A 24,834-nucleotide genomic window follows, 5' to 3' on the forward strand; every position below is an offset into this window, starting at 1 on the left:
CATAAACCACTCTTTCCACTTAATTATGCTGAATGCAATGCGATTTGACAAGGCGTTTCATGAACCCTATAATTAAAGAAAATTGTGATGAATAAAGCTTTCAACCAAAAGTGCATTTGAAGGTTTTATTGCGAAAATGAAGCTAAAGGGTACTCATTTCATGAAGATACTGGTCCTCCAAGGGGGTAACAGCTTCAAGCGGCATCTTTTTTGACCGTTCAAGGCACGTGGAGACGATGGTGCGGCTGGAAAAGTTAATGTATGTAACCATAATATGCTCTTTACCGCCTGTCACTTTTTGCAGGCGGTATTCTTACAGCTGTGCTGATTATGTTAGAATTGCAAATTGCTTTTAAGAGCTTTAAAATGTCCATATATGGAGGCTGGATCAGGAAAATGTACTCGCTGCGGTATTAACAGCTTTAGTAATATTGCTTGTCGTGTTTCTATTGGTAAATCACCGATGGGTGCGTATCAAATAGATATTGTGGGAAAATATGATTCGGCGTGCACTGGACTGTCGCCGCTACGGAAGCGCCAAAAGCAAGCGGAGGGATAAAGAGTGAATAACGAACGTGTATACAAAATGAAAATCTCCGACGTCTACCCCCTGTATATTCAAAAGGCCCTGCGTAAGGGGCGCGTGAAAGCGGAAGTCGATGCCGTCATCCAATGGCTGACAGGCTACGATGAACAGGGATTGCAGTCTCAAATTAATAGAGAAGCGGACTTTGAGACCTTCTTTGCCGAAGCCCCTCAAATCAATCCGAACGCGCCCAAAATCACCGGAGTCATCTGCGGAGTCCGCGTCGAGGAAATCGAAGACCCGCTGATGCAGAAGGTACGCTGGTTAGACAAGCTGGTGGACGAACTTGCAAAGGGTAAACCGATGGAGAAGGTTTTGAGAAGCATGCCGCCACATCAATAAACTGCAAAACCCCGCAGCTTTAAAAGCTGCGGGGTTTCCTGCGATAGCATTATGCGGATAAAATCAGCCTTTTAAAATATCCATGGCCGCCGCCCGGTACGACTCCATAAGATAAGGGATCTTTGTAACCTTGGCACATTCCTCGGTAAGAGACATCAGCTCGTTTCTGCTAACAGCCGCAGTGCTGAAGCATCTTGCGCCGGCCATAAACTGCTGCAGGCCTACCTTGATCTTGTCCGAATAGCTGTATATGCCGATGGCTCCGAGCGGTATCTTATCGATTTCGCTTGCCCCCACAAGGTCTTTGACCTTCTCATAGCAAACAAAGATTTCTTCCTTTGTGCTTCCGAAATCGCTGACGGTTTTGGGCAGCTCGCCGTCCTTCATCCACTGCTCTATGTTCTTTCCGACCATACCGGGTATCATAAGCGCCCTGCCCATGCAGACAGCCTTCGTGTACGGCGCGCCCAGCGCCAGAGCCTTGAACACACCGTCTTCCGAGCTGAAGCCTCCGGCAAAAGCCATGTCAGGCACTCTTTCGCCGCTATTATTCAAAATATCGGCAAATTCATAAGCGGCCGAGTGCAGGTAAATCGGAGGCATGCCCCATTCTTCCATCATTCGCCACGGGCTCATTCCGGTTCCTCCGGAAGCGCCGTCTATGGTAAGAAGGTCAATTTTTGCCTTAGAAGACCATTTTATGGCCATGGCAAGCTCGCGAAGCCCATATGCCCCTGTTTTAAGGGTCACCCTCTTAAAGCCCAAGGCTCTGAGGCGTGCGACCTCCTTCATGAAGCCCTCTTCGTCAACAAAGCCAAGGCGGCTGTGCCTTTCGAATTCCTTAATGGCTCCGTCTTTAAATGCGGCCTGATTAATAGGGTCTGACGGGTCGGGAGTAATTATATAGCCTCTTTTTTGGAGCTCAAGCGCCCGCTCTAAGCTCGAAACCTTGATTTCGCCGCCGATACATTTAGCGCCCTGTCCCCATTTGAGCTCTATTGTTTCAATTCCGTGCTTGTCGATTATGTATTCGGCAACACCGAGTCTGGTGTCCTCAACATTCATCTGGATCAGAATTTCTCCGAGACCTCTATGATATTTACGGTAAGCGGCAATGCGCCTGTCCATGTCGGGCGCTTGCATAACCTTGCCGTCCTTGCTCAAAACAAGCTCGGGGTCGATGCCGCACACGTTTTCCCCGCAGACTATGGTAACACCTGAAATTGCCGCGCCGACGGCAAAATGCTCCCAGTTTTTCCTGGCGATTTCGGTGGAGCCGAGCGCTCCCGTGAATATCGGAACGCTCATTTTGACCTTCTTGTCCCAGCCGTATTCACATTCCGTGGAAACGTTCGGGAAAAGCGCGGTGTCGGAATCGCCCCTGACGCCTTCGGGAAGACCCTTCGCGCCCAGCGCATAGCCATGGATGTTGAGGTGGGAATAGTCAACGGGGTAGTTTTTGTCGCCGCCTGCCGTAATGTCTCCAAACGGGCCCGGGTAAATCAGTTCTCTTCCCCTAAAGGCGGATTTGAAGACCTCGCAGTTTCCCTTGCAGCCGTCCAGACACCTTGAGCATAGCCCGCTTGACGGTACAATGCTCCTAGAGCGGTTGGCTGTCCTAGTGGCGTCGTTGCCATTAGGCTGTTGCAGATTCATTTTTAGCCTCCTGATTTCTTACGCACGCCGTTGTACGTATAATATCAATTCCCGAAAATCGCAGGGTACCGGAGGCACGGTTCTTGCTATTTTCGGGAACTGTCAGGCACATTATATACGAAAGCGATATGCCTGTAAACAACATTCGACAAATTGCGCTTCAATGACGATAAGCAGCACGATAAAAAAATATCTTCTGGCGCCGAGATAAAATACCCTATCCAGTAACTTGAAACTCAATACCAAAAACGATATAATGACGCATTACTGAAGCTGTACGGCATATTGACGAAAAAATATGCCGTACGGCACTTGACATGATGGAGTGGTAATAATGGGAAATACGGATAAGTTTGAAATGATAGCCGATATATATGACACGCCCGAAAGGCGGCAAATCGCAAAGATATCAGCAGATGCCATTCGCGAATGTTTAGTTGACGCGCAAAGTAAGACTGCCATTGATTTCGGGTGCGGCACCGGTCTTGTCGGCCTGAATCTGCTGAATGATTTTAAATCAATATTGTTTCTGGATACATCACAAAACATGATTCATCAAATAAAGCTGAAAAAACCGAATGCAGATACGCTGTGCTTTGATTTCGAAAAAGACAGCTTGTCTGATTTGCATACCGATTATATTTTTATGGCTCAGGTTCTGCTTCACATTCGTGATTTTAAGTCAGTTTTACTCAAGCTATATGATGTTTTGAATCCGGGAGGACACTTAATAATTACTGATTTCAATAAAAATGACGAAGTAGTTTCAGATATGGTTCACAGTGGCTTTGATCAAAAAGCGCTGGCTGATATTATGCTGAATATAGGATACAAGAGTATTCAATCCAAAACGCTCTATCAGGGCAGAAAAATATTCATGGGTCATGACGCATCTCTATTTATACTCGATTCACAAAAATAGCTATTCAGTTTCTTAAGCGATGTATATATGTAGCGAATTTGAAATAAAAAGTAAGCAAAAATCGAGGCATTTTTTGCCTCGATTTTTAGCGGCATTTTAAGATGATACGTCTATGATTTTGGACTATTTTTTACTTATCCCGACGTTAAAAATTTTTAACCGTTGTAACGAAAGCCCATTTTTTCGGATATATAAGCGGAGGCCAAGGAGGTGAAATAGTGAGTGGTTACGACATCGAGCAAATTTACAAAGAATACGCACAAAGCGTATATAAATACTTGCTTAGTCTCACACATGACAGTAATGTATCGGAAGAACTCACACAAGAAACGTTCTATCGTGCCATAGGCTCAATAAAAAACTATAACGGAACATGCAAAATGTCGGTTTGGTTATGTCAAGTAGCAAAGCATGTATGGTATCAGGAGCTTCATAGGATGAACAAACGACAAACGACAGAGCTGACTGACGATATACCCGCGCAGGAGACGCTGGAGATGAATTTCATACTTAAAAGCGAAAAAGCTGCCTTGTATAAGGCCATTCACGCGCTGAACCAGCCCATGCGGGAGGTTATTCATATGCGCTTAACCGGAGAATTTTCATTTGCTGAAATCGGCGAAATCCTCGGTAAAAGTGAGAATTGGGCGCGAACAACCTTTTATCGCGCAAAGCAAAAAATTATGGAGGCGTTATAATTAATGCAGTGTTATATTGTAAAAGATCTTCTTCCAGGCTATGTTGACGGATTGATCAGCGCGGAAACAGAAAAAGATGTGAACGACCATCTGCGCGACTGCAGCGATTGCCGATTAATCTATGAACAGATGAAAGCCCCGATGGATCAGACGCCGTTTAAAGCTGACGTAAAGGAGATCAACTTTCTTAAAAGAATAAAGTCAAGAACGATCAGGAGCATTTCAATCGGATGTATTGCGATCATTATCGTATTTGGAATTCTGGCCTGGATTTTCGCTATCGGTACGCCGGCAAGCTCAAGCGATATAGCAGTCTATACAAATCCCCTCAGTCAGGCGGGGGTGATCACGCTTGAGCTTACCAACGGCAAAGCCCTGAATGTAAAAGCCGAGTTCACCTATGGTGAAAATGCGGGCGGCTCTAAGGTCGCGACAGGCTTCATTCTTAAGCCATATGCTATTCAGCCCTCTAAATTTCTGTTTGAAGCCGATAATTACACAACCGGATTCGATTATGCTGAAGAACCCCATGCGGCCGATTTTACCGTTACCATTCGCTGCAAAGACAAAGACGTCGTTTATTCTGTGACGGATGAAGGCCTTTTGATTCCGCAATAGACAAGAGATTACCTTTCAAAATCAGCGGGTGTATTTTCTAATGAAGATACACCCGCCTTTTTTAAGATGACCTGCCGAAATTGACTGCTGAAACCAGCGTTGAGCAGTAAAAATGAAGAGTTGTGTTTAGAAACAATGACTCTTCACTTTCACTGTATTAGCTACTTATTTTGTTATATAATAATCAATATAATCAATAATTTCTTTTTTATCAGCATCTGCTATAGTCCTATTTCGAATTGTATAGTTAATCATATCCCGCTTTTTTGGCCGCCACCTATGTCATAAATAAGTTTATCTCCTATCTGGCCCCGCATATTAAGCACCTCTCTTTTCCGTATATCGATGGTGTAATTAATGCCTATAGGATCAACAACGACTAAATTATTGTTTTCATTAAGCCTCATTATACCATAATATGTATCCTGCTTTATAATATCATTTATTCTCCAAATAATCGCTGCTTTTTCGTTAAACGCGTAAATATTATTGAATGGCTGCTGTATTACCCTTGTCGCCATGGAATTATATAAACGTACTATCAGAAGATTATCATATAAAATAACATTGTCTATTTCAGAATCCAGGTTAATCTGTTTATTGTTAATCTCCAGAATATTGTTATGTTTTTTGTATTCCAGCATTATTTGCTCCCCTTCTATTTATCCACATTGATTGATTGGTTTGATTGTTACATTTTTACAATTATTTTTCAATTGTACCCCGGTACAGTTTTTTATATAAAAAAGGGCCGGTACCATAAAAATCTTTTAAAATTGTCTGACTTTAGTTTCTTGAACACGAACAATTGAGGTGTATGTGATAGCTGATTTGATAATTGATGAAAATATGTATGGCCACGCTTCGGGAAAGAACAAATCAATCCCGGTTCATATAGAGCATTATTTTTTTAAGGAAAACGGATCAATTTTCCCGCCGCACTGGCATGAACAGTTTATGCTGATGTATGTCAAACAGGGCGTACTGCTGCTGCTTGGAAACCAACCCGATTTGCAGGTTTTGTCTTTCATATTGAAATTTTTCAATATATATGATATGCTCCCACATAATGGCATGTATCCGTATTAAATGAAAAAGGAGTCACACATAATTTGATGAAACTAAAAAGAGTTGCCGCTTTATTACTTGCGCTGATCTTAGGCTTTACGTTATTTATTTCCGGCTGCGGCAGAAATGCGGCGCCGCCTCAGAACCAGAAGGGCTTTGACGCCGTTGTCAGCGCGGCAAAGGGCACCACCGTCAATTTTTATTCCTGGGGCGGAGACGAAAAAATCAACAAGTGGATCGACACGGTACTGGCTAAAAACGTTAAAGACAATTATGGCATCACTTTAAAACGCATACCGATGGACGACACCCAAACCGCAATCACCAAGCTGATGGACGAGAAGCAATCGGGCGTGGACAAGGGCTCGATCGACATGCTCTGGGTCAATGGCGAAAACTTCTATACAGCCAAGGAAAACGGCCTGTTTTACGGCCCGTTTACGGCCGAGCTTCCCAACTTTCAGAAATACATAGACCAGGATTCGGATGATATAAAATATGATTTCGGCGTTACCGTCGATGGTATGGAAGCGCCGTATGCCAAGGCCCAGTTCGTATTTATCAATGATTCTTCCGTTACCCCGGAAACGCCGAAAAACGCCCAGGAGCTCTTGGAGTATGCCAAAAAATATAAGGGCAAGGTGACTTATCCCGCGCCGCCTGATTTCACCGGCAGCGTATTTGTCCGCCAGATCATCTATGATGTCGTGGGTTATGACAAAGTCAATGCCGCCGGAACGGATAAAGAAAAAATTAAAGCGGCCATCCAGCCGGCTATGGATTATTTAAAGGAGCTCAAGCCCTACTTATGGAAAGAGGGCAAAACCTATCCGGCTTCCAGCGGACAGCTGGATAATATGTTTGCCGACGGCGAGGTTGTAATGGATATGAATTATGATCCCAACACCGTGGCCGCGATGATCGACAAAGGTACGGTAAAGGATACGGCCCGGGATTTTATCTTTGACAAAGGCATGATCGGAAACACCAGCTTTCTTGCGATCCCCGCCAATGCGCCCAATAAGGAAGGGGCCATGGCCGTTATTAACGCCATTTTGACGCCGGAGCTGCAGGCTTCCAAATATGACCCGTCGAACTGGGGCGCGCTGCCTGTCCTGGATAATAACAAGCTCAGCGACAGTGAAAAACAGCTATTTGACAAAATCCCGCTGGGTAAAGGCGTTATTCCCCAATCGACGCTGTTAAGCAAGCGCCAGCCGGAATTGCCCGCCAGTGTCGTGCCGATCATCGAGGAGATCTGGCAGTCCGAAATACCGAACAAATAAATATCTTTAGGGGATACCCTGCCAGCCCGTCGGACCGTTTCTTTTCGTGTTGGCAGGGTTTCCCCTCAAATAAAGGATTTAGAATGAGCTATTCCAAATTGAAAATATGCCTGATGCTTCTCCCCTTGAGCATTCTTATGGCCGTCTTCTTTATCGGCCTTATAAACGGCGTGATGGAGAGCTTTGGGGTTTTCCCGGCAGCCGGGCTGACGAAACTGACATTTTCTTATTATCAGGAGGTTTTTCAGGACAGCGGTCTTACCGCTTCCCTGCTGCTCAGCCTGTATATCTCCCTGACCGCCTCGGTTTTTGCCGTTGCGGCCGGGGTCCTTGTCAGCACGGCGGCGACAGTCGGCGGCTTGGCCAGGAGTAAATTTTTTCAGATCGTCAAGCTCCCGGTGATTGTCCCGCATACTGTCTGCGCGCTGCTGATGCTGAATCTGTTTTCCCAAAGCGGTTTGCTGGCGAGAATCGCGTTTCAAATAGGTTTAATTCAGAACCAGGAAGAATTTTTATCCATTATGTTCGACAAAAATTCCTTCGGTATTATCCTGGCTTATTTGTGGAAAGAGATTCCTTTCGTCATATTGGTCGTCGTCACTGTTATGGCCAATATCAACGGGTCCCTTGGCGAGGCGGCGCAAAATCTGGGCGCGTCCAAATGGAAGGTTTTCATAAATGTCACCCTCCCCCTCTGCCTGCCTTCTATAGCGACTTCATTTATTATAATTTTTGCCTATTCCTTTGGGGCATATGAGTTGCCGTTTTTGTTAGGCGCCACCCAGCCGAAAGCTCTGCCGGTCCAGGCTTATGTGGAATATATATATCCCGATCTGGCGCACCGGCCGTACGCGATGGTACTGAACAGCATCATGATCGTTTTTACAGTTTTTATATCTTATTTCTATTACAGGCTGGAGAGCAGGCTTAAAAGGACGGGGGGCAAGAATGAACCGGCTTAAAGCTGATAAATCTGCGTTCGTTCCGACAAAAACAGGAAAAAAAAGGCATCGATTATCCCGGGCCTTGATCTGTTTGAGTTATTTTTTAGTCCTGTTTCCGCTGTTGATTTTATTTGTCTGGAGCTTTACCGGCAGGTGGTCCTGGCCGCATCTACTGCCGGAAACGTTTTCCGCCAGGGCTCTGGGCGAATTGTTCGGCGGATATTCCGGGGCCGTTCAGGTATTGCTTTCGAGTATCCTGCTGTCCACGGCCGTGGCCCTTATCGCCATTGCGGTCAGCGTCCCTGCCGCCAGAGCGATCGTCCTGACAGCTTTTTGGGGAAAGGACTTCCTGAAATTTATCGTCCTCCTGCCGGTGATCGTTCCGGCCACAGCGTTTGCCATGGGCGTACATATGCTTTTTATAAGAGTTGGCTTAAGCGACACCGTCGTCGGGGTCATCCTCATTCATATCATTTTGTGCCTGCCGTATACGGTCAGGATAATGTCCGAGGTGACGGCGGCCACAGGAGACAGGCTGGAGGCGCAGGCGCGGGTATTGGGGGCGTCGCCGAAGAAAACCCTTATCAGTATTACCTTCCCGCTGGCCATGCCCGGCATCATTTCCGCTTTTTGCATGGCGTTTATCGTCTCTTTCAGCCAATATTTCGTGACCCTGTTGATCGGCGGGGGGACTGTCACAACCTATGCAATGTTTATGTTCCCGTATATCCAAAGCGGAGACAGGACCATTGCGGCGGCCTACAGCCTCTTGTTTGTTCTATCAACGCTGCTGGTGTTTATCGTGCTTGAGCGCCGGATAAAGAAATACTACAATATCGAAGATGTATTTTTCTTCAGTTGAATTGAGGGCAGAATGGACTATTTTTCAATAAGCAAGCTGCATGTCGCCTTGGGCGGCTGCAGTATTTTAAAAGGCATTGATTTTGAGGTTAAAAAAGGAGAGCTTGTATCCCTGCTTGGCCCGTCCGGCTGCGGGAAAAGCACGCTGCTGAAGACCACGGCAGGGCTGATCGCGCCGGAGCAAGGGGAAATCCATATCAACGCCATCAGGGTAAACAATGTGCCGCCGGAAAAACGCGGGGCCGTCATTGTCTTTCAGGATTTGCGCCTCTTTCCGCATCTGAACGTCGCCGAAAACATAGAGTTCGGACTGAAAATGAAAGGAATCCAGAAGGAAGAACGCTGTGCAACTGTAACGCGAATGTTGGACAAGGTCGGTCTTTCCGGTTACGAGAAACGGAAGATTCACGAGCTTTCCGGCGGCCAGCAGCAAAGGGTCGCTTTGGCCAGGGCGCTGGCCGGGAAGCCGGAGCTGCTGCTGCTGGACGAGCCTTTTTCCAGTCTGGACAATCATTTGCGCCAGAAAATGAGAGAGCTCGTGCTGGCGCTGCACCGTGAATTGAATTTAACGACGGTCCTGGTCACCCACGATCAGGAGGAGGCTTTAATGCTGTCCGACAGGGTCGCAGTGATGCTGAACGGCCAAATCGTGCAGTTCGATACGCCGAAGAATATTTACGAATTTCCGTCAAGCCCGGAGGTCGCGGACTACTTCGGCGACATGAATTATATTGAAGGCACCGTGAAAAACGGCTGTTTCACAGGTCCTGCACCGCTGCTTCCTGAAAGGCTTGAGGTACCGCTGGAGGACGGCGACTATTTATTGATGATAAAACCGCATCTGATCCGGCTCAGGAAAGAGCCGGGGCCATGGAACGTCACATCCGTCGGTTATCTCGGTGGACGGTCACAACTCCGGGTTTCCTGTGATCGGACGGCGCTGCGTTTCGTTTCGAACGGGGATATTGGTATTACGGCCGGAGACGCTGTGGCAATCGATATAGATTACCGCAAGGGGATTTTTTATAAAAAGTAACCATTGTAAAGGAACGACGAATGGCAAAAAAAGTTATCTATGACTGCGACAACACCATGGGCGTATTTGATTGTGACGTCGACGACGGCCTGGCGCTCATTTATCTCCTGGGAAAAGAGCGCATTGAATTGTGCGGCATCACGACGACGTATGGCAACAGCGACATTGACACCGTATATAAAAATACAGACTTAATGCTTCGCGAATTGGGGCGGACAGACATTCCCCTGCTCAGGGGCTGCCCCGGAAAAGGACACCTGCAAAGCGAGGCCGCGGAATATCTGGTGCAAACAGCCAAAGCGCACAAGGGCGATATCTCCATACTGGCCACCGGCTCGCTGACAAATTTATATTCAGCCTGTCAGCTGGATCGGGACTTTTTTGATTATACGGCCGAAATTGTCCTGATGGGCGGCATTACGGAGGAATTGACTATAAACGGCCGGATATTGGACGAACTGAATTTTTCCTGCGATCCCGCCGCGGCGGACTGCGTGCTTCGCAGCGGGAAGGCTTCGAGCATTACGGGAAACAACTGCCTCAAAGCCTATTTTACGGTGAATGAATTCCGGCAAAGGCTTGAAGGGAACAGCAGGCCGATAGCCCGGTATATCTTTGACAAATGCTTTTACTGGTTTGAAAATATGACGCGGAGATTCAATATCGACGGTTTCTACAATTGGGACGTGGTTGCGGCGGCCTACCTGGCCGAACCGGGTTTATTTAAGGACAATCCGCAGTATCTTACGTCCGGTCCGCAGCAGCTAAAGAGCGGTATATTAAATTTTGGCGGCAAGGAAGCGCGTCGTGCTATTGTCAATCTGCCCGAAATCGACGATCCGGTTTTATTTGCCGAGGATGTCTATAAGTCCTGGCTGGAAGTTAAAATACGATAGCTCCCGGTTTTTCAGTAAAGCCGGAGAAGTGCAGGAAGAGTCATTATCGCCGGCTGTGCCGGTAATATTCTCTGACAAAAAAGAGCGGAGTACGTTTTTCGTACTCCGCTCTCGATGTTTTGTGGAACAGCTGCATGGTACTTGACAAAAACGGGCGGGGATGTTAATCTGTCAAATGTTAGAGCGCTCTAACATACATAAGCATTACAGTGTTCAAAAGGAGTCAATTTATGACGTTTAAAAAAATGGCGGGTCTAACCCTGGCAATCGCTTTATCCATCATCTTAACCGCGTGCGCCGGCACCACGGCGGATACGTCCGGGAATGACGGGACGGCCAATGCGGAAGTCTCGGCGACGCCTTCGGATGCTTCGGGCGCCACGCCGTCGTCCGAAGCGGAATATCCCATAACCATAAAGCACGCGTTCGGCGAAACCGTTATCAAAAGCAAGCCGCAGAAAATCGCGACCATTTCCTGGGGAAACCAGGATGTGCCGCTGGCATTGGGCGTGGTTCCCGTCGGCGTCTCGGAGGCCAATTACGGCGTACCCGACGGCAGCCGCTTATTGCCCTGGACGGCGGAAGGCTTTAAAAAGCTGGGCGTGGAGAACCCCGTCCTTTTTAACGATACCGACGGCCTGGATTTCGAGGCGATCAGCGACGTCCAGCCCGATGTCATCCTCGCGGCATATTCCGGAATGACCCAGGACGAATATAATTTATTAAGCGCAATCGCTCCCGTGGTTCCGTATCCGACCCTGGCGTGGCAGACGCTCTGGCGCGACCAGATCATCATGGACGCCACGGGCATGGGCATGAAAGCGGAGGGCGAGCAGCTGGTCGCGGACCTGGAAAAGCTGATTGCGGAAAAAGTCTCCGCGTACCCCCAGATTGCCGGGAAAAGCGCCGCCTTCTTTTATTTTAATCCCTCGGATTTAGGCAAGTTCTATGTCTATCTCCCCACAGATCCCCGGGCGGCTTATTTGACCGATCTGGGAATGAAAGTGCCCGATAGTGTATTGAACCTGGCGAAGGACTCCGCAAGCTTTGCCATCGAGCTCAGCGCGGAAAATGCCGACATGTTAAAGGATGTCGATATTATCATCGCTTACGGCGACGCCTCCTTGCTGCAAAGCCTGCAGGCCGACCCCCTTACAGGAACGATCCCGGCCGTCCAGCGGGGTTCCGTGGCGCTTTTTGAGGACGGCTCATCGCTGGCCGCAGCCGGCACGCCCAGCGCCCTTTCCATCCCCGCAACCATCGACGACTACCTGAGCGTCATCGGAGCAGCCGCCGATAAAGCAAAATGAAATCCACGAAATTCATCCTGCTGATAAGCGCTTTTGCCGTTGGTGCTCTGCTGTGTGTCTTTGCTTCGCTGGCGCTCGGTTCGCGAAATGTCGGGCTTGGTGAAATTATACGCGCCTTGTTCCATGCCGACAGCGGAGGGTTCGACACGCTGGTCGTTCACGAGCGTATACCAAGAACTGTTTTCAGCATTATCGCCGGAGCTTCCCTCGGGGTCTCCGGCGCTCTGATGCAGGCGGTCACCCGCAATCCGATCGCGGACCCCAGTATTTTAGGGGTGAACACCGGCGCGTCCCTGTTTGTGGTGAGCGGAATCGCGTTTCTGCATATCGACACGGCGGGCGAATATATCTGGTTGGCACTGGCGGGCGCCGCGGTGACTGCCGTTTTTGTCTATAGAATAGGCTCCATGGGGTATGGCGGCGCAACGCCCATAAAGCTGGCGTTGGCGGGCGCGGCGACGAGCGCCGCTTTATCGTCCCTGGTCGGCGCCGTGCTCCTGCCCAGAACGGATGTGATGAACGCCTTCCGCTTCTGGCAGGTGGGCAGCGTCAGCGGCGCCACCTGGGGCGGCATCCTGACGGTGTCCCCGTTTCTGGCCGCCGGATTGCTCATCGGGCTTCTGTCCGCGCCCGCGTTGAACGCCTTGGCCTTGGGCGACGATATGGCAACGGGCCTGGGCGTACGGACCCGAATGGTCAGAATCATGGGCGCGGCGTCGGGAGTTCTGCTTTGCGGCGCGACAACGGCCCTGGCAGGGCCCATCGGTTTTGTGGGGCTGATGATTCCCCACGCCGTGCGGCTGATCTGCGGGACAAACATGCTGTACATATTGCCCCTGTCCGCCTTAGGCGGCGCCATTCTTTTAACGGCCTCGGACATCATAGGCCGGCTCATTGGAAGTCCCGGCGAGCTGGAGGCCGGGATCGTGACGGCTTTTTTCGGCGCGCCTATTCTGATACTGATCGCCAGGAGAGCAAAGGTCCGTTCATTATGACTGAAAATAATCTTAATATTGTAAAAGCGGGCTTTCACAAAAGAAAGGTCCGTTTCATAACCGTGACAGCCATTCTGGCTGTTTTGACGCTGCTGCTTTGCGGCGGCATGCTTTACCTGGGGAACACCCGGTATTCCCCCGAGACGATCGTCCGCGTTCTTTTGGGCGAGCAGATCAGCGGCGCCGCCTTTGCCGTGGGCACACTGCGGCTGCCCCGGATGCTCTCCGGACTTTTGGCGGGGATGGCGTTTGGCATGGCGGGAAACACCTTTCAGACGATGCTCAGAAATCCTCTGGCAAGTCCGGACATCATCGGCGTCACGTCCGGCTCCAGCGTGGCGGCCGTCTTCTGCATCCTCGTTTTGAACGTCAGCGGAAATTCTGTTTCCATGGCCGCGGTAATCTCGGGGCTGGCTGTGGCACTTTTGATATACACACTCTCCCGGGGCGGCAGCTTTTCCGGGGGGCGGCTGATTCTGATCGGCATCGGCATCCAGGCCATGCTGAGCGCGGTAATATCATATTTGCTGCTGAGAGCGAATCAGTACGATGTGCCGGCGGCGCTCCGGTGGCTCAGCGGCAGCTTAAACGGCATGCAGATGAAAAATATCCCTGGGCTCCTTGTCGTCGTGCTGGTATTCGGATGCGTGCTGATTCTGCTGGGGCGGCGGCTGAAAATCCTTGAGCTGGGGGAGCAGTTCGCCATAACCCTGGGTTTAAAAACAGACCGGGTACGGCTGCTCCTGGTTTTAAGCGCCGTTTTCCTGATCGCCTATGCAACCGCGGTGACGGGCCCGATTGCCTTTGTCGCCTTTCTGGCGGGCCCCATCGCGGGCAGGCTGACGGGCACGGGCTTCTCCAATGTGGTGCCGGCCGGCCTGACGGGCGCGGCCATGGTGCTTTTGGCCGATATCGCGGGGCAGTTTGCTTTTGATACCCGTTTTCCTGTGGGGATCATCACGGGAATCCTGGGCGCGCCATATCTTCTGTATTTATTGATACGCATGAATCGAACCGGAGGAGCCGCATGAACAAAACACCTCGGCTTTCGGCCTGCAGCGTCGTTGCCGGATACGACAAGAAAATTATTATCAACGATATCGACATGGTGATCCCGCGCAACAAAATCAGCGTCATCATCGGCGCCAACGCCTGCGGCAAATCAACGCTCCTGAAGACCTTTGCCAGATTGCTCAAGCCTGTTTCGGGAGAAGTGGTCATCGACGGAAAACAGATCGGTACCATCCCTCCCAAGCAGCTGGCCCGGGTGCTGGGGCTGCTGCCCCAGTCGCCGGTGGTGCCGGAAGGTATCACGGTTTCCGACCTTGTCTCCAGGGGGCGCTTCCCCTACCAGAGCTTTTTTAAAGGCCTGGGGAAAAAGGATTACGAGGCGGTGGAAGAAGCCCTGGAGATCATGGGGATCACGGAGCTCGCCAACCGAAGCGTAGACGAGCTGTCGGGCGGCCAGCGGCAGAGGGTCTGGATCGCCCTGGCCCTCGCCCAGCAGACGGACATCCTGCTTCTGGACGAGCCGACCACGTTCCTGGATATCACCTATCAGATCGAAATCCTGGACCTGCTGACGGATTTAAACAGAAAGAGGGGGACCACCATCGTCATGGTGCTTCACGACATCAATCTGTCCGCCCGGTATGCGGATTACATATTCGCCGTTGAAAAAGGCAGCCTGATTTCCCAGGGGACGCCGTCGGAGATCATTACCGCAAAGCTGATGAAGCAGGTTTTCGGGCTAAAGTGCACGGTGATCCGGGACCCAGTATCCGGTTCGCCCTTTATCGTGCCCGTGGGACGGCACCATGTAACAAAAAGTTGAACCGACGGCTAGGGCCGCACAACACAAAAGCACAGTATCCAGGCTTTGAATACTGTGCTTTTAATTAATCCCGCTTCACCGGGCACCTCACTCTATGTAAACATCAGTTTTTAATTCCCGGGCGCGGTCAAAGGCATTAAATATAACCTTAATTAAATCCTTGCCGTCACTGGTGACAAAATAATTGGCCAGGCTCGTAATCGACTTGCTGATTTTGTCGCCCCACGGCGGCTGTTTGGACAGGTCCTCAATATCCCAGACGACGTCCGAAGGCGCAAGCTTTGTCAAGGCGGCCTGGATATTCGTCAGCTCCGCGGCAGCGGCCGGCACGTGCTCGTATTCAAGCTTGCCGTCGTACAGGCTCTGCATAATAATCGGGTACTTGCTTCCCCATCCATCCGACTCCAGGCGATAACTGACTGTGGAGAGAAATGAATAAAAGAAGTCCGCAGTACCAACTTCATACCATATCGTCCAAACTCTTAAGCCAACAGACATGATTTTTCTCCTCCATATTCTTTTGCTCACCGGCAGGCAGCAGCTCTCCGGTTAAATAACTCGTTTTACCTGATTCCCCGTTTATGAACGACCTCTCGATTGCCGATATCAATCGTGTACTGAACACCCGAAAGATCAACAACGACCACGTTGTTGTCCCCGTCCAATCTCATGGCGCCATAATATGTATTCTGATGTATGATGCCGTTTATTTTCCAGACGATTTCCGCGTTTTTATTAAACGCGTAAATATTATTAAACGGCTGCTCTATCGGTCTTGTCGCCGAGGGATTGTATATGCGCACCAGCAAAAGCTGATCGTACAAAAGAACATTTCCTATTTCAGAATTCAGATTGACCCGTTTATTGTTTATCTCCAGAATATTGCCAAGTATCCTGTATTTCATCATTATCGGCTATACCTTTATATATAGAACTGAGTTAATTATTGCACTTTTTCAGCGCCTCTTCAATTGTACCTGAGTACAGTTTCAATGCGCGGAAAGTACATGTCCCGCCGCTTAAAACAACACGGCTTGCCGCGTTCGGCAGCGCGTGATATGATTAAATCACGCCGCGGCTGTCAATTGCCGGCGCGGCAACGCCAAAAATACAGGATGAAAGAAATAACGGTGATGTAATGCGCAAGTATGATATCCATCCGGATTTCAGGAAATATGAACATACGAGGCTTTCGCTTCACCCGATGCGGCTGCCTCTGATCAACACCTTCCTGGCAAAAAGTACGGACAGGGCCGATACCGGGCCGGGCGTCCTTTCAGAAAAAAGGCAGCTTGCCGGCTGGCGAAACGGCCTTATCGATATCGGTATTTATAAACCCGCCGATGCCGCGGGCCCTCTCCCCTGCCTCATTTACATGCACGGAGGCGCCTTTGCCCTGAAGGCGGCGCCCTATCACAAGGCCCTGGTATGCGCGTATGCGAAAAGGACGCCCTGCATCGTGGTTTTTGTCGATTACAGGCTGGCGCCGAAATTCCCGTTCCCCGCGGGCGCAGAAGACTGCTATTCCGCTTACGCCTATGTTCTGGAGCACGCGGAAGAGCTGGGCGTTGATAAAAGCCGGATCGCCGTCGGCGGTGACAGCGCGGGGGCGGCTCTTGCCGCGGGCATCTGCCTGATGGCGCGGGACAGGAATACGGCGGCGCCCTGTTTTCAATTGCTGATTTATCCGGTAACCGACGCGCGGCAGCTGACCGAATCCATAAAACGCTATGACGACACGCCAATGTGGAATTCAACGCTGAACAAAAAAATGTGGAAGCTTTATCTCAGGGATGCACCGGATTGCGGCAGAGGGTACGCCTCTCCGATAGAGGCCCTGTCGCTGGAGCGTTTACCCGGCGCCTATATTGAGGTTGCGGAATTTGACTGTCTGCGGGATGAGGCCGTCAATTTTGCCAACGCTCTGCGGGCATCCGGCGTCCCGGCGGAGCTGATGGAAACAAAGGGAACCGTCCACGGGTTTGACATTGCCCTGGACAGCGCTGTTGTGCGCCAGAGCGTCGCAGGGCGGATCGACGCCTTAAAAAAGGCCCTTTATCCCCCCAGCCGTCAGGGCGGCTGATGCCGCAACATAAAAACGGGACTGAAGCTCAGCCCCGTTTTTCGTATTTCATAACGTATTATAAGTCCGAAGCCTGATCCTCATCGCGAGCCTCCCGATATGTAACGGGATTCTGTTTTCCTTCGGCCGGAGTTTTGATTTTGCCGTAAAAGGATACGCAAAGCAGGAATAAAATCAGCGCCGCGTCTATTAACGAGGGTACGACATAGGAGGCTGTTGCGGCGTAGCTGCTGTTATGATAGACGATAAAGCACATCCCTGTCAGCAGGGCGAGAACCAGCAGGGCCAAAAAGCCGTATCCGATGCCTGACATTTTTGTTTTCAATTCTATAAACCTCTTTTCATTGACATTATTGGAATAAAGCGCGTGCCGGAACCTTATTTTTCACAGGGTCGCCTCCTCCCTCTTGCCCTGGAGAACCGCTTCCTTTTTGCGCGGTATGAAGTACCCGATGGCGCAGATCAGCAGCGCCACCGCCAACCCCAGGAACAAAGGATCAAAGGACAGGTTCAGGAAGCTGCCGAATATTACGGCAAGCGGAGAAATAACGATGGAAAGCAAAGCGCAGCGCTGATTGATCCTTCCCCGCAGGAACAGGGCGCAGGACAGCGGGACGAACACCACGGCGGCGCGCAGCCCCATAGACAGGAAGCCCATGTCATTGATCGTCGTATCCGAAACGGTGGCCGCAATCACGGCGGAGACAAGCAAAATCCCGGCAATCGTACATCTGGTGACAAGCAGCTCCGTACGCGGCGCGCCGGTGCGCCGTTTTTCCGAATTTTTAAATGTAATTTTGTTAAAAATATCCTTGACCATGATGGTCGCCATGCCCAGGGATAGGCCCGCGCCCCCGCCGACGACGGAGATAAACAGCGTGCCGAGCACGATGCCGGCAAACAAGTGCGGCATGTGATTGAGAAGAAACGAAGGAAACACCTGTATGGTATTTGCCAGGACGGGCAGCTGCGGCGCCGGCAGCCCCGCGTTGGCCAGGGCAGCCACTTCCGCCTGGGTAATATAGTGCGCGCGCATAAAAAGCCCGATGGCTGTGCCGGCGATGCCGATGGGCGGTATCAGGCAGGCGCTCAGCAACGCCCCTCTTCTGCTGACCTTGTCGCTTTTTCCGCACCATATGGCCTGCGCGTATGTTTGCGTGGATAAAACGCCCAGCACCAGGGATAGGCCGGACCCCAGGTCCTTCGCGGCGCCGCGGGCAATCAGATTGACAAACCGGTTGGATACGTCGGACGCCGTATTGAGGTTATTCAGCCCGTTCGCCGATTTCTGTATCAGGCCGAGGTCGGTCCCCGCCAGCAGATGCTTCAGGCCGCCCAGCAGGCCGGAAACGCCGCCGCTGCTGACAAGGACAAATATCAAACCGGCAATGGACGCGATACACAGCAGTATCAGCTTTACCACGCCCCCCATGCCGGCGCCCCAGGACCCGCCGAAAATGACGTAAACGCACATGACCGCAATTGAAAGCACGGCGGCGGCGGGGATACTCACCTGCGGAAAAAGTACGGTAATCAAACCAGCGCAGGCCACGACCTGGGCCAAAACACTGATGAAAATACCGATGGAGCACAAAACGGAACCCAGCTTGCCCGGCAGCGCGCCGTATTCCTCCGATATGACCTGCAATTCCGTCATACAGCTGCTGCGCCGGAGCGGCCTGACGTAGACCACGGCCAGAAAAAGGCAGCCGATGCCCGCGCCAAGCGTAAACCACCAGGCCGCAAGGCCGTAGTTAAAGGCCAGCTGGGCGGTGCCTATGGTCGCCTGGCTGCTCACGAGGCTGCCCATGATGGCGCCGCACAGCAGCAGGGAGCCCGCCTTGCCGCCGCCGTTGATAAAATCCTTTTCATCCTTTACCTTGCGGCTGGACAGAATACCCACGCCGATGATCAGCGCCAGCACGCAAAAAATCCCGATTACCGTTAAAGTCGTCATATTCTCTCTCCTTGGAATAAAAAAAGCGCCGGATAAATCCAGAATGGAATTCTGGATTTATCCGGCTTTTAATAAAATCCGCAAACCGTTGTGACGGCTGCTCTTTATCAAAACGGTTATTTATGCCTGTTTTTTAATGACCTCCGCCTCGCTTTGCATTTTGTATTTGTCAAATTCGATGCTGAGCAGCTTTACCGCCGTCAGCAGCGCCTTTTTTAAATGGCCGAAGTACCAGCGCTCCAATATTTCCTGAAGCTCCGCCGCCCCCGAATTCAGGTTATAGCCGACCATGATCTGGTTCAGAAAGCTTCTGGCCAGCTCTGTGACCATGGAGCAATCGACTTTGGTGATCCTCCCCGTGTCATTTTCGACCACGGCGACCAATACCAGCTGGTCGTACACCTTTTGCGCCGTCGTATTTGTCGGAAGCTTTACATAACTGGAAAGTAATATCGTGTGCATTTCCCTCACCACTTTTCCAAACGAAAATCCGGCCGTGAGAAAATGAGTGCAGCATCACTGCTGACTATTCTCAGGCCGGATTTTTATGAATTGCGTAATTACCGTCGGGGCAACAACTTTACATAATAACAGCTTTTTTGAGATCTGGTTATTATTGACTTGTTTTTACAGAACTTAGTGCAGTATACTACCATTGCCGTAATTATAAAAATACTATTATGTTATCCTTGCTATAACAAAATGATATGGAAGTGCCGCCCGGATGAATGTTAATTTAGACTACTACAGACTGCTTTACTACGTAGCTAAATATAAAAACATCACGCAGGCGGCAAAATTTCTGATGACAAGCCAGCCCGCGGTGACGCGCTGTCTTCACTGCCTGGAGCAGGAGCTGGGGTGCCGGCTGTTCATCCGTTCGACGAAAGGCGTGACGCTGACCCCCGAGGGGCAGATTTTGTATTCCTATATCGCCCCGGCGTACGACCTTATCACCCAGGGAGAAAACGCGCTGGCCGGCGCCATCGGCCTGGAAAACGGCAGCCTTTACATCGGCACGAGCGAAACGGCCCTGCAGGAGCTCCTTCTGGACGCGCTGGACAAATATCATCGGCTCTACCCGAACGTCCGGCTCAAAATCTCGGACAGCACAAATCAGGAAGCGATAACAAGCCTGAAAAACAGCCATGTGGACCTGGCGGTCGTCGCGGCGACCGAGCTGGAAGCGGATAAGCCGCTGCGCAAAACACGGCTGAAAAAGTTCCACGATATCCTGATCGCCGGACCCCAGTTCGCGGCGCTGCGGGAAAAGACCCGGTCTCTCAGGGAGCTGGAAAAGTATCCCCTGATCTGCCTTTCGCCGGGGACGCTGACCTACGATTTTATCGAGCAGTATTATATATCCAACAAGCTGAAGCTGAAGCCGGATATCGAGGTATCCTCCGTCAATCTGATGCTGTCGCTGGTCCTGCATAACCAGGGCCTCGCGTTTATCCCGGGCCACTTTGCGGAGAGCGCGCTGAGGTCCGGGCAGGCGCTTCAAATCGACCTGGCCGAGCCGCCGCCGCCCCGTTATATCTATCTTGTGGAAAATATGAGCCAGCCGCTCAGCACCGCGGCGAAGATGCTGAAGCTGCTGCTGACAAGCCAGGACGCCGGCGGCCAGCTTTCCGCGTCATGATTGCCCCGGTCCTTCGTCATCATGGTCCCTTTCGAGAAACCTCTTTTTGATAAAGCGTATACCGATAAAAACGGCGGCCAGCGCGAAAAGAGCGGCAGCTATTATCGAATAGATATCAACATAATCGGCTATTGTCTCCCATGTATTCCCCGCAATTCTGCCCAGGAAAACCAGCACCGTATTCCAGATAAAAGTGCCGATCAAAGTTAAGGGCAGAAATGCCCTTAATTTCATTTTTGAGCTGCCTGCCGGAAGGGATATCAGGCTGCGTACAATCGGGACAAACCGGCAGAAAAAAACAGTTTTGCCGCCATGGTTTATAAACCAGTTTTCCGCGCGCTTGACATCCTCTTTTTTTAAATGCAGCGCCCTGCCAAGCCTGCTTTCAAATAAGCGCCCCAGACGCTCCGTGTTCAGTACCCTGCCAATGATATATAGGATTGCCGCGCCCGCAAGCGATCCGAATGTGGCGGCAGCAATAACGCCCCAGGCCTTCATGGTGCTGAAAGTCGTCATGAAACCGCTGAAGGTTAAAATGACCTCGGACGGAATCGGCGGGAAAATATTTTCGAGTGCTATCAGTAAAAAAACGCCGATGTAGCCAAATTGATCGATGATGTCAACGATTATCTGTTCCATGTATATTCTCCCAAGCTAAGTCGAGTCCGCAAACTACTTAATTATTTTAAGTAGTCCGCAAGTCTGAGTATAACATATGTACTCAACAATGTAAAGTACTCACAGGATTTTTTATCAAACGCTCCATGCCGGGGCAGATCTGCCGCGGAGCGGGGACCTCACGTACGGGAACTGTTAAGATATCATTTTCTTTCTTACCAAAACATCCGCCACCTTATATAAAATCGGCAGCAGGACAAAGGCAGCAGCGTATAAGATTAACATAAATTTAAATGCCTGCAGCAGGAACATATCCGGAAAAACCGCACCGAGCAAACATTGGATGACGATGATTGCCGCCAGAAAAACAATGGCATACCCCAGGAGGTAGTAATGTGCCGGCAGCTCAAAAAGTCCGCTATACCTCGATACCTCCAGAAACTCCCGAATTTGAAACTGACCGATCGCCGTCTTTACGGCCTCTTCCTCCGATTTGCCGTTTGCTTCCAGGTCCTTGACATAATCGTGCAAATATGTCAGCAGGTCGGCTTTCTCTTCCTTTTTCATTGCCAGGCTGTCGACATACGCCCCGATACTGTTCCGTTTTCGGTACAGCGCATTGATTTTGATCTGGCCGACGTAGTTCAGCACAGCCCATACAAAGGCACACGCGAGAGCGCCCCCATATGTTATCCACTCTTCCGTCGTGCTGATATCAGGCTTCAGCCTATTATTAAGTAAGGCAAACACGAAAAAAAGCATTGATGCCAAAAGCAGCCAAAAATACCGGATATCCGAAAGTCTGAATACCTTGTTTAAAAATGAATTCACAAATGAGCCCTCCTATATGAAGCTTTCCACGATATGAGACGTTTCTTTCCAGTCACTGATCAATTGGGAAAGCTGCGTTTTGCCCTCCTCGGTAATCTTGAAGTACTTTCTTCGTCCGCCGCCCGTTTCAGTTCCCCAGTAAAACTCGATTGCTTTTTGACTTTCCAATCTTTTGAGGGCCAGGTACATGGTTGCTTCTAAAATCTCAAAAGCGCCCCTTGTCCGCGCTTTAATAATTCTTGAAATTTCATATCCGTAATTATTCTGTTCGTTTAGGACACTCAATATCAGAATATCAATCGTGCCCTTCAACATTTCGCTGTTCAAAGCAGCCTCACCTCAGATACTTAACATTATTAGGTACAGAATATGTTCATCATAGCACATCTACTTAATAGTGTAAAGTACTCATGTCTTTTAATAACATTGATATTCTCATGCCTTAATGGTAAAATCAGTAATATTACGATCCTGAAGCTATATATCATTGCCGTTCCGGCTCCGTACAGTATGCCGCCGCGTCATGATGTCCGAAAACAGCCGGACGCTTTTCCTTCCGGGCGTTATAATGAAGCATCAGATCACCGGAGGCGATGCTTATGTCACAAACAGAGCTTATCCATCTTGACAGCAAGGCGTGCTACGCCGCGCTGAAGGCACATGACGCGCGCTTTGACGGCCGATTTTTTGTCGGCGTGTCCTCCACCGGGATTTATTGCCGCCCGGTTTGCCGTGTCAGGCTGCCGAAGGAAGAAAACTGCACCTTTTTCATCAGCGCCGCTGCCGCCGAAAGCGCCGGCTACAGGCCGTGCCGCCGGTGCCGTCCCGAGCTGGCGCCGGGCCTGGCGCCCATCGACAGCACCTCCCGAATCGCCCGGAAGGCGGCGATGCTCATGGACGAAAATTGCCTTGCCGACCTTAAAATCTCCGAGCTTGCCGGCCTGCTGCATATCACGGACCGGCATTTGCGGCGGGCCTTCTGCGCCGAGTTCGGCGTCTCGCCCGTTCAGTACCTGCAGACCAGCCGGCTCCTTCTGGCAAAATGCCTACTGGCCGACACGGCGCTCCCCGTGACCGACGCGGCGATGTTTGCCGGCTTTGGGAGCCTGCGGCGGTTCAACGACCTGTTCAAGAAATATTACAGGGCCACGCCCAGCGCTTTCAGGAGCTCCGGCAAAATCCCCCGGGACAAAGACGCCGTGACCCTGACGCTCGGCTACCGGCCGCCGTACGCGTGGGACGCATTGATCGGCTTTCTCTCCGACCGCGCGATCCCCGGCGTCGAGCTTGTCAAAGACGGTGCTTACAGCCGGACGGTCACGGTAAAAAACGGGGACGAGACATACCGCGGCTGGCTCACAGCGGCCAACAGGCCGAAGCAAAATGCCATAGCGATGACGCTCTCCTGTTCCCTTTTGCCTGTCCTGCCAAAGGTGCTGGCCAGAGTTCGGTGTCTCTTTGATCTAAACTGCGATCCCACCGAAATATACGGCAGGCTTGCCGGCATGAATACGCTGGCGCCGGATCTGTGCGTGCCGGGCCTCCGCCTGCCGGGCTGCTTTGACCCTTTTGAAATTTCCGTGCGCGCCGTGTTGGGACAGCAGGTGACGGTCAAGGCGGCGCGGACGCTGGCCATGCGCTTTGCCGCCGCCTTCGGCGGGGAAATCAGCACGCCTCTGGCGGAGCTCCGATACACCTTTCCCGGCCCGGATACCATCTGCGGCCTTGCCGCCCCCGTGGAGGACCGGCTGGGACCGCTGGGCATCACAGGCGCCCGGGCCCGCTCCATCCTTGCTCTGGCGGAAGCGGTCGCCGCGGGCACGGTCCTTTTTACGCCGGGCGCGGACCCGGAGCTTGAGATGAAAAAGCTCCTGGACATGCCCGGCTTCGGCCCATGGACCGTGCAATATATCGGGATGCGCGCCTTCGGCTGGCCGGACGCTTTCCCCCACACCGACTACGGGGTGAAAAAAGCGCTCGCCGGCAGGACGCCCCAGGAGCTTCTGGACATGTCGCAGGCCTGGAGGCCGTGGCGTTCCTACGCGACGGTCAGCCTGTGGAATTCTCTTAAAGAAAAGAAAATAAACGGCAAGGAGCTGTCTGACCAATGACACATACAAGCATCATCGATACCCCCCTCGGCCCGGTGCGGGCATCGGCGGAGCAGGACGCGCTGACGGGCCTCTGGTTCGTGGGACAGAAATATTACCCGTCCGGCACGGACGCCTGGGCCGACGCGCCCGACGCGCCTGTTTTCAACACCCTTCGGGAATGGCTGGCGGACTACTTTTCCGGCGGACGTCACGCGCCCCTCCCCGCGCTCGCGCCAAAAGGGACGGCCTTTCAGAAGGCCGTCTGGGACATCCTGCTTCAAATCCCGTACGGCCGCGTCACCACCTACGGAGAGATTGCGAAGCAGCTGGCCGCCGCGAGGCGTCTCCCGTCGATGTCCGCCCAAGCCGTCGGGGGCGCCGTGGGGCACAACCCCATCTCCATACTGATCCCCTGCCACAGGGTCGTCGGCGCGGACGGAAGCCTGACGGGCTACGCGGGCGGTCTTGAAAAGAAAACGGCCCTGCTCCAGCTGGAGCGAGGGCCAACCTGTCGATAAAGCCCCGGGGCTTTATCGACAAGGGGATGCATGCAGCGCG

At 51.4% G+C, this 24,834-nt stretch carries 29 protein-coding genes; 18 read left to right on the plus strand and 11 right to left on the minus strand.

All coding sequences use genetic code 11. From position 1 onward, the window contains the following. Positions 1-142: 142 nt before the first annotated feature. Entirely contained in the window at positions 143-271 is a 129-nt protein-coding gene (locus tag BUB60_RS20730) for a hypothetical protein (RefSeq protein ID WP_278277456.1), read from the minus strand. A 291-nt stretch (positions 272-562) separates the two neighbouring features. On the opposite strand from BUB60_RS20730, the gene BUB60_RS03180 reads away from it, so the two are divergent. Continuing rightward, positions 563-928: a DUF2200 domain-containing protein gene (locus BUB60_RS03180; RefSeq protein WP_200796592.1), complete on the plus strand. Its 366-nt coding sequence runs from the start codon at positions 563-565 to the stop codon at positions 926-928. 63 nt (positions 929-991) lie between these two features. Here BUB60_RS03180 and BUB60_RS03185 read toward each other — a convergent pair whose 3' ends face one another. Beyond that, a complete protein-coding gene (locus tag BUB60_RS03185; protein WP_073076161.1) occupies positions 992-2,584 on the minus strand; it encodes an FMN-binding glutamate synthase family protein in 1,593 nt (530 codons plus the stop codon). 334 nt (positions 2,585-2,918) lie between these two features. Here BUB60_RS03185 and BUB60_RS03190 point away from each other — a divergent pair, with 334 nt between their 5' ends. The 3 genes from BUB60_RS03190 (at position 2,919) to BUB60_RS03200 (ending at position 4,822) form a co-directional block, all read left to right on the plus strand. Next, positions 2,919-3,506: a class I SAM-dependent methyltransferase gene (locus BUB60_RS03190; RefSeq protein ID WP_073076162.1), complete on the plus strand. Its 588-nt coding sequence runs from the start codon at positions 2,919-2,921 to the stop codon at positions 3,504-3,506. Between the two features lie 218 nt (positions 3,507-3,724). Next, positions 3,725-4,204, plus strand: coding sequence for an RNA polymerase sigma factor (locus BUB60_RS03195; RefSeq protein ID WP_341444112.1), 480 nt, complete (start codon positions 3,725-3,727; stop codon positions 4,202-4,204). 3 nt (positions 4,205-4,207) lie between these two features. Beyond that, positions 4,208-4,822 (plus strand): zf-HC2 domain-containing protein, encoded by a 615-nt coding sequence (locus BUB60_RS03200; protein ID WP_073076164.1) that lies wholly within the window; start codon positions 4,208-4,210, stop codon positions 4,820-4,822. Between the two features lie 251 nt (positions 4,823-5,073). On the opposite strand, the gene BUB60_RS03205 is transcribed toward BUB60_RS03200, so the two are convergent. Beyond that, positions 5,074-5,466, minus strand: a complete 393-nt coding sequence (locus tag BUB60_RS03205) for a DUF7957 family protein (RefSeq protein ID WP_073076165.1) — start codon at positions 5,464-5,466, stop codon at positions 5,074-5,076. A gap of 175 nt (positions 5,467-5,641) precedes the next feature. Between BUB60_RS03205 and BUB60_RS03210 the strand changes: the two genes are divergently transcribed. The 10 genes from BUB60_RS03210 to BUB60_RS03255 all read left to right on the plus strand — a co-directional run bounded on the left by BUB60_RS03210 (position 5,642) and on the right by BUB60_RS03255 (position 15,052). Beyond that, entirely contained in the window at positions 5,642-5,911 is a 270-nt protein-coding gene (locus tag BUB60_RS03210) for a hypothetical protein (protein ID WP_143162244.1), read from the plus strand. A gap of 26 nt (positions 5,912-5,937) precedes the next feature. Beyond that, positions 5,938-7,176: an ABC transporter substrate-binding protein gene (locus tag BUB60_RS03215; protein ID WP_073076167.1), complete on the plus strand. Its 1,239-nt coding sequence runs from the start codon at positions 5,938-5,940 to the stop codon at positions 7,174-7,176. Positions 7,177-7,259: 83 nt separating this feature from the next. Next, positions 7,260-8,138: an ABC transporter permease gene (locus tag BUB60_RS03220; RefSeq protein ID WP_073076168.1), complete on the plus strand. Its 879-nt coding sequence runs from the start codon at positions 7,260-7,262 to the stop codon at positions 8,136-8,138. A gap of 73 nt (positions 8,139-8,211) precedes the next feature. Continuing rightward, positions 8,212-8,982 carry an ABC transporter permease gene (locus tag BUB60_RS03225; RefSeq protein ID WP_242941134.1) on the plus strand — a complete coding sequence of 257 codons (771 nt, stop codon included), beginning with the start codon at positions 8,212-8,214 and terminating at the stop codon, positions 8,980-8,982. Positions 8,983-8,994: 12 nt separating this feature from the next. Beyond that, a complete protein-coding gene (locus BUB60_RS03230; protein WP_073076169.1) occupies positions 8,995-10,017 on the plus strand; it encodes an ABC transporter ATP-binding protein in 1,023 nt (340 codons plus the stop codon). 20 nt (positions 10,018-10,037) lie between these two features. After that, on the plus strand, positions 10,038-10,913 hold the full coding sequence (locus BUB60_RS03235) for a nucleoside hydrolase (protein ID WP_073076170.1): 876 nt from the start codon (positions 10,038-10,040) through the stop codon (positions 10,911-10,913). Positions 10,914-11,143: 230 nt separating this feature from the next. Then, a complete protein-coding gene (locus BUB60_RS03240; protein ID WP_073076171.1) occupies positions 11,144-12,223 on the plus strand; it encodes an iron-siderophore ABC transporter substrate-binding protein in 1,080 nt (359 codons plus the stop codon). After that, complete coding sequence (locus BUB60_RS03245) at positions 12,220-13,218, plus strand: FecCD family ABC transporter permease (RefSeq protein WP_073076172.1); 999 nt, start codon at positions 12,220-12,222, stop codon at positions 13,216-13,218. Before BUB60_RS03240 ends, BUB60_RS03245 begins: the two co-directional genes overlap by 4 nt. Next, the gene (locus BUB60_RS03250; RefSeq protein WP_073076173.1) at positions 13,215-14,249 is read left to right on the plus strand and encodes a FecCD family ABC transporter permease; all 1,035 of its coding nucleotides are present in this window, start codon (positions 13,215-13,217) and stop codon (positions 14,247-14,249) included. Before BUB60_RS03245 ends, BUB60_RS03250 begins: the two co-directional genes overlap by 4 nt. Continuing rightward, a complete protein-coding gene (locus tag BUB60_RS03255) occupies positions 14,246-15,052 on the plus strand; it encodes an ABC transporter ATP-binding protein (protein WP_073076174.1) in 807 nt (268 codons plus the stop codon). The genes BUB60_RS03250 and BUB60_RS03255 overlap by 4 nt, the downstream gene beginning before the upstream one ends. Positions 15,053-15,139: 87 nt before the next feature. Here the strand turns inward: BUB60_RS03255 and BUB60_RS03260 are convergent, their stop codons facing one another. Together BUB60_RS03260 and BUB60_RS03265 are read right to left on the minus strand one after the other, a co-directional pair. Further along, positions 15,140-15,550: an immunity 70 family protein gene (locus BUB60_RS03260; protein WP_073076175.1), complete on the minus strand. Its 411-nt coding sequence runs from the start codon at positions 15,548-15,550 to the stop codon at positions 15,140-15,142. Positions 15,551-15,615: 65 nt separating this feature from the next. Further along, positions 15,616-15,960: a DUF7957 family protein gene (locus tag BUB60_RS03265; protein ID WP_143162245.1), complete on the minus strand. Its 345-nt coding sequence runs from the start codon at positions 15,958-15,960 to the stop codon at positions 15,616-15,618. A 230-nt stretch (positions 15,961-16,190) separates the two neighbouring features. Here BUB60_RS03265 and BUB60_RS03270 point away from each other — a divergent pair, with 230 nt between their 5' ends. Continuing rightward, complete coding sequence (locus BUB60_RS03270; RefSeq protein ID WP_073076177.1) at positions 16,191-17,135, plus strand: alpha/beta hydrolase; 945 nt, start codon at positions 16,191-16,193, stop codon at positions 17,133-17,135. 58 nt (positions 17,136-17,193) lie between these two features. Here BUB60_RS03270 and BUB60_RS03275 read toward each other — a convergent pair whose 3' ends face one another. The 3 genes from BUB60_RS03275 to BUB60_RS03285 form a co-directional block, all read right to left on the minus strand. After that, positions 17,194-17,460, minus strand: coding sequence for a hypothetical protein (locus tag BUB60_RS03275; protein ID WP_073076178.1), 267 nt, complete (start codon positions 17,458-17,460; stop codon positions 17,194-17,196). Between the two features lie 60 nt (positions 17,461-17,520). Further along, the gene (locus BUB60_RS03280) at positions 17,521-19,092 is read right to left on the minus strand and encodes a sodium:solute symporter family protein (RefSeq protein ID WP_073076179.1); all 1,572 of its coding nucleotides are present in this window, start codon (positions 19,090-19,092) and stop codon (positions 17,521-17,523) included. Positions 19,093-19,212: 120 nt separating this feature from the next. Continuing rightward, positions 19,213-19,554: a DUF3870 domain-containing protein gene (locus BUB60_RS03285; RefSeq protein ID WP_073076180.1), complete on the minus strand. Its 342-nt coding sequence runs from the start codon at positions 19,552-19,554 to the stop codon at positions 19,213-19,215. A 262-nt stretch (positions 19,555-19,816) separates the two neighbouring features. Between BUB60_RS03285 and BUB60_RS03290 the strand changes: the two genes are divergently transcribed. Next, positions 19,817-20,734, plus strand: a complete 918-nt coding sequence (locus BUB60_RS03290; RefSeq protein ID WP_073076181.1) for a LysR family transcriptional regulator — start codon at positions 19,817-19,819, stop codon at positions 20,732-20,734. On the opposite strand, the gene BUB60_RS03295 is transcribed toward BUB60_RS03290, so the two are convergent. The 3 genes from BUB60_RS03295 to BUB60_RS03305 all read right to left on the minus strand — a co-directional run bounded on the left by BUB60_RS03295 (position 20,729) and on the right by BUB60_RS03305 (position 22,510). Continuing rightward, the gene (locus tag BUB60_RS03295; RefSeq protein WP_073076182.1) at positions 20,729-21,373 is read right to left on the minus strand and encodes a DedA family protein; all 645 of its coding nucleotides are present in this window, start codon (positions 21,371-21,373) and stop codon (positions 20,729-20,731) included. The two genes, BUB60_RS03290 and BUB60_RS03295, sit on opposite strands and share 6 nt — an antisense overlap. A 174-nt stretch (positions 21,374-21,547) precedes the next feature. Further along, positions 21,548-21,919 (minus strand): hypothetical protein, encoded by a 372-nt coding sequence (locus BUB60_RS19645; RefSeq protein ID WP_143162246.1) that lies wholly within the window; start codon positions 21,917-21,919, stop codon positions 21,548-21,550. 276 nt (positions 21,920-22,195) lie between these two features. Beyond that, positions 22,196-22,510 (minus strand): PadR family transcriptional regulator, encoded by a 315-nt coding sequence (locus tag BUB60_RS03305; protein ID WP_073076184.1) that lies wholly within the window; start codon positions 22,508-22,510, stop codon positions 22,196-22,198. Between the two features lie 272 nt (positions 22,511-22,782). On the opposite strand from BUB60_RS03305, the gene BUB60_RS03310 reads away from it, so the two are divergent. Further along, positions 22,783-24,294 (plus strand): DNA-3-methyladenine glycosylase 2 family protein, encoded by a 1,512-nt coding sequence (locus BUB60_RS03310; RefSeq protein WP_073076185.1) that lies wholly within the window; start codon positions 22,783-22,785, stop codon positions 24,292-24,294. Next, the gene (locus tag BUB60_RS03315; RefSeq protein ID WP_073076186.1) at positions 24,291-24,794 is read left to right on the plus strand and encodes a methylated-DNA--[protein]-cysteine S-methyltransferase; all 504 of its coding nucleotides are present in this window, start codon (positions 24,291-24,293) and stop codon (positions 24,792-24,794) included. Before BUB60_RS03310 ends, BUB60_RS03315 begins: the two co-directional genes overlap by 4 nt. Positions 24,795-24,834: the final 40 nt, after the last annotated feature.

This window comes from Sporobacter termitidis DSM 10068 (genome assembly GCF_900130065.1).
In the GTDB taxonomy this organism is placed as follows: Bacteria; Bacillota; Clostridia; order Oscillospirales; family Oscillospiraceae; genus Sporobacter; species Sporobacter termitidis.

Excerpts from the sequence above, each read along its gene's own strand:
- BUB60_RS20730 (WP_278277456.1), bottom strand. The coding sequence starts at position 271 with ATGGTTACATACATTAACTTTTCCAGCCGCACCATCGTCTCCACGTGC.
- BUB60_RS03185 (WP_073076161.1), bottom strand. The coding sequence starts at position 2,584 with ATGAATCTGCAACAGCCTAATGGCAACGACGCCACTAGGACAGCCAAC.
- BUB60_RS03190 (WP_073076162.1), top strand. The coding sequence starts at position 2,919 with ATGGGAAATACGGATAAGTTTGAAATGATAGCCGATATATATGACACG.
- BUB60_RS03200 (WP_073076164.1), top strand. The coding sequence starts at position 4,208 with ATGCAGTGTTATATTGTAAAAGATCTTCTTCCAGGCTATGTTGACGGA.
- BUB60_RS03205 (WP_073076165.1), bottom strand. The coding sequence starts at position 5,466 with ATGCTGGAATACAAAAAACATAACAATATTCTGGAGATTAACAATAAA.
- BUB60_RS03215 (WP_073076167.1), top strand. The coding sequence starts at position 5,938 with ATGAAACTAAAAAGAGTTGCCGCTTTATTACTTGCGCTGATCTTAGGC.
- BUB60_RS03220 (WP_073076168.1), top strand. The coding sequence starts at position 7,260 with ATGAGCTATTCCAAATTGAAAATATGCCTGATGCTTCTCCCCTTGAGC.
- BUB60_RS03230 (WP_073076169.1), top strand. The coding sequence starts at position 8,995 with ATGGACTATTTTTCAATAAGCAAGCTGCATGTCGCCTTGGGCGGCTGC.
- BUB60_RS03235 (WP_073076170.1), top strand. The coding sequence starts at position 10,038 with ATGGCAAAAAAAGTTATCTATGACTGCGACAACACCATGGGCGTATTT.
- BUB60_RS03240 (WP_073076171.1), top strand. The coding sequence starts at position 11,144 with ATGACGTTTAAAAAAATGGCGGGTCTAACCCTGGCAATCGCTTTATCC.
- BUB60_RS03245 (WP_073076172.1), top strand. The coding sequence starts at position 12,220 with ATGAAATCCACGAAATTCATCCTGCTGATAAGCGCTTTTGCCGTTGGT.
- BUB60_RS03250 (WP_073076173.1), top strand. The coding sequence starts at position 13,215 with ATGACTGAAAATAATCTTAATATTGTAAAAGCGGGCTTTCACAAAAGA.
- BUB60_RS03255 (WP_073076174.1), top strand. The coding sequence starts at position 14,246 with ATGAACAAAACACCTCGGCTTTCGGCCTGCAGCGTCGTTGCCGGATAC.
- BUB60_RS03260 (WP_073076175.1), bottom strand. The coding sequence starts at position 15,550 with ATGTCTGTTGGCTTAAGAGTTTGGACGATATGGTATGAAGTTGGTACT.
- BUB60_RS03265 (WP_143162245.1), bottom strand. The coding sequence starts at position 15,960 with ATGATGAAATACAGGATACTTGGCAATATTCTGGAGATAAACAATAAA.
- BUB60_RS03270 (WP_073076177.1), top strand. The coding sequence starts at position 16,191 with ATGCGCAAGTATGATATCCATCCGGATTTCAGGAAATATGAACATACG.
- BUB60_RS03280 (WP_073076179.1), bottom strand. The coding sequence starts at position 19,092 with ATGACGACTTTAACGGTAATCGGGATTTTTTGCGTGCTGGCGCTGATC.
- BUB60_RS03285 (WP_073076180.1), bottom strand. The coding sequence starts at position 19,554 with ATGCACACGATATTACTTTCCAGTTATGTAAAGCTTCCGACAAATACG.
- BUB60_RS03290 (WP_073076181.1), top strand. The coding sequence starts at position 19,817 with ATGAATGTTAATTTAGACTACTACAGACTGCTTTACTACGTAGCTAAA.
- BUB60_RS03295 (WP_073076182.1), bottom strand. The coding sequence starts at position 21,373 with ATGGAACAGATAATCGTTGACATCATCGATCAATTTGGCTACATCGGC.
- BUB60_RS19645 (WP_143162246.1), bottom strand. The coding sequence starts at position 21,919 with ATGAAAAAGGAAGAGAAAGCCGACCTGCTGACATATTTGCACGATTAT.
- BUB60_RS03310 (WP_073076185.1), top strand. The coding sequence starts at position 22,783 with ATGTCACAAACAGAGCTTATCCATCTTGACAGCAAGGCGTGCTACGCC.
- BUB60_RS03315 (WP_073076186.1), top strand. The coding sequence starts at position 24,291 with ATGACACATACAAGCATCATCGATACCCCCCTCGGCCCGGTGCGGGCA.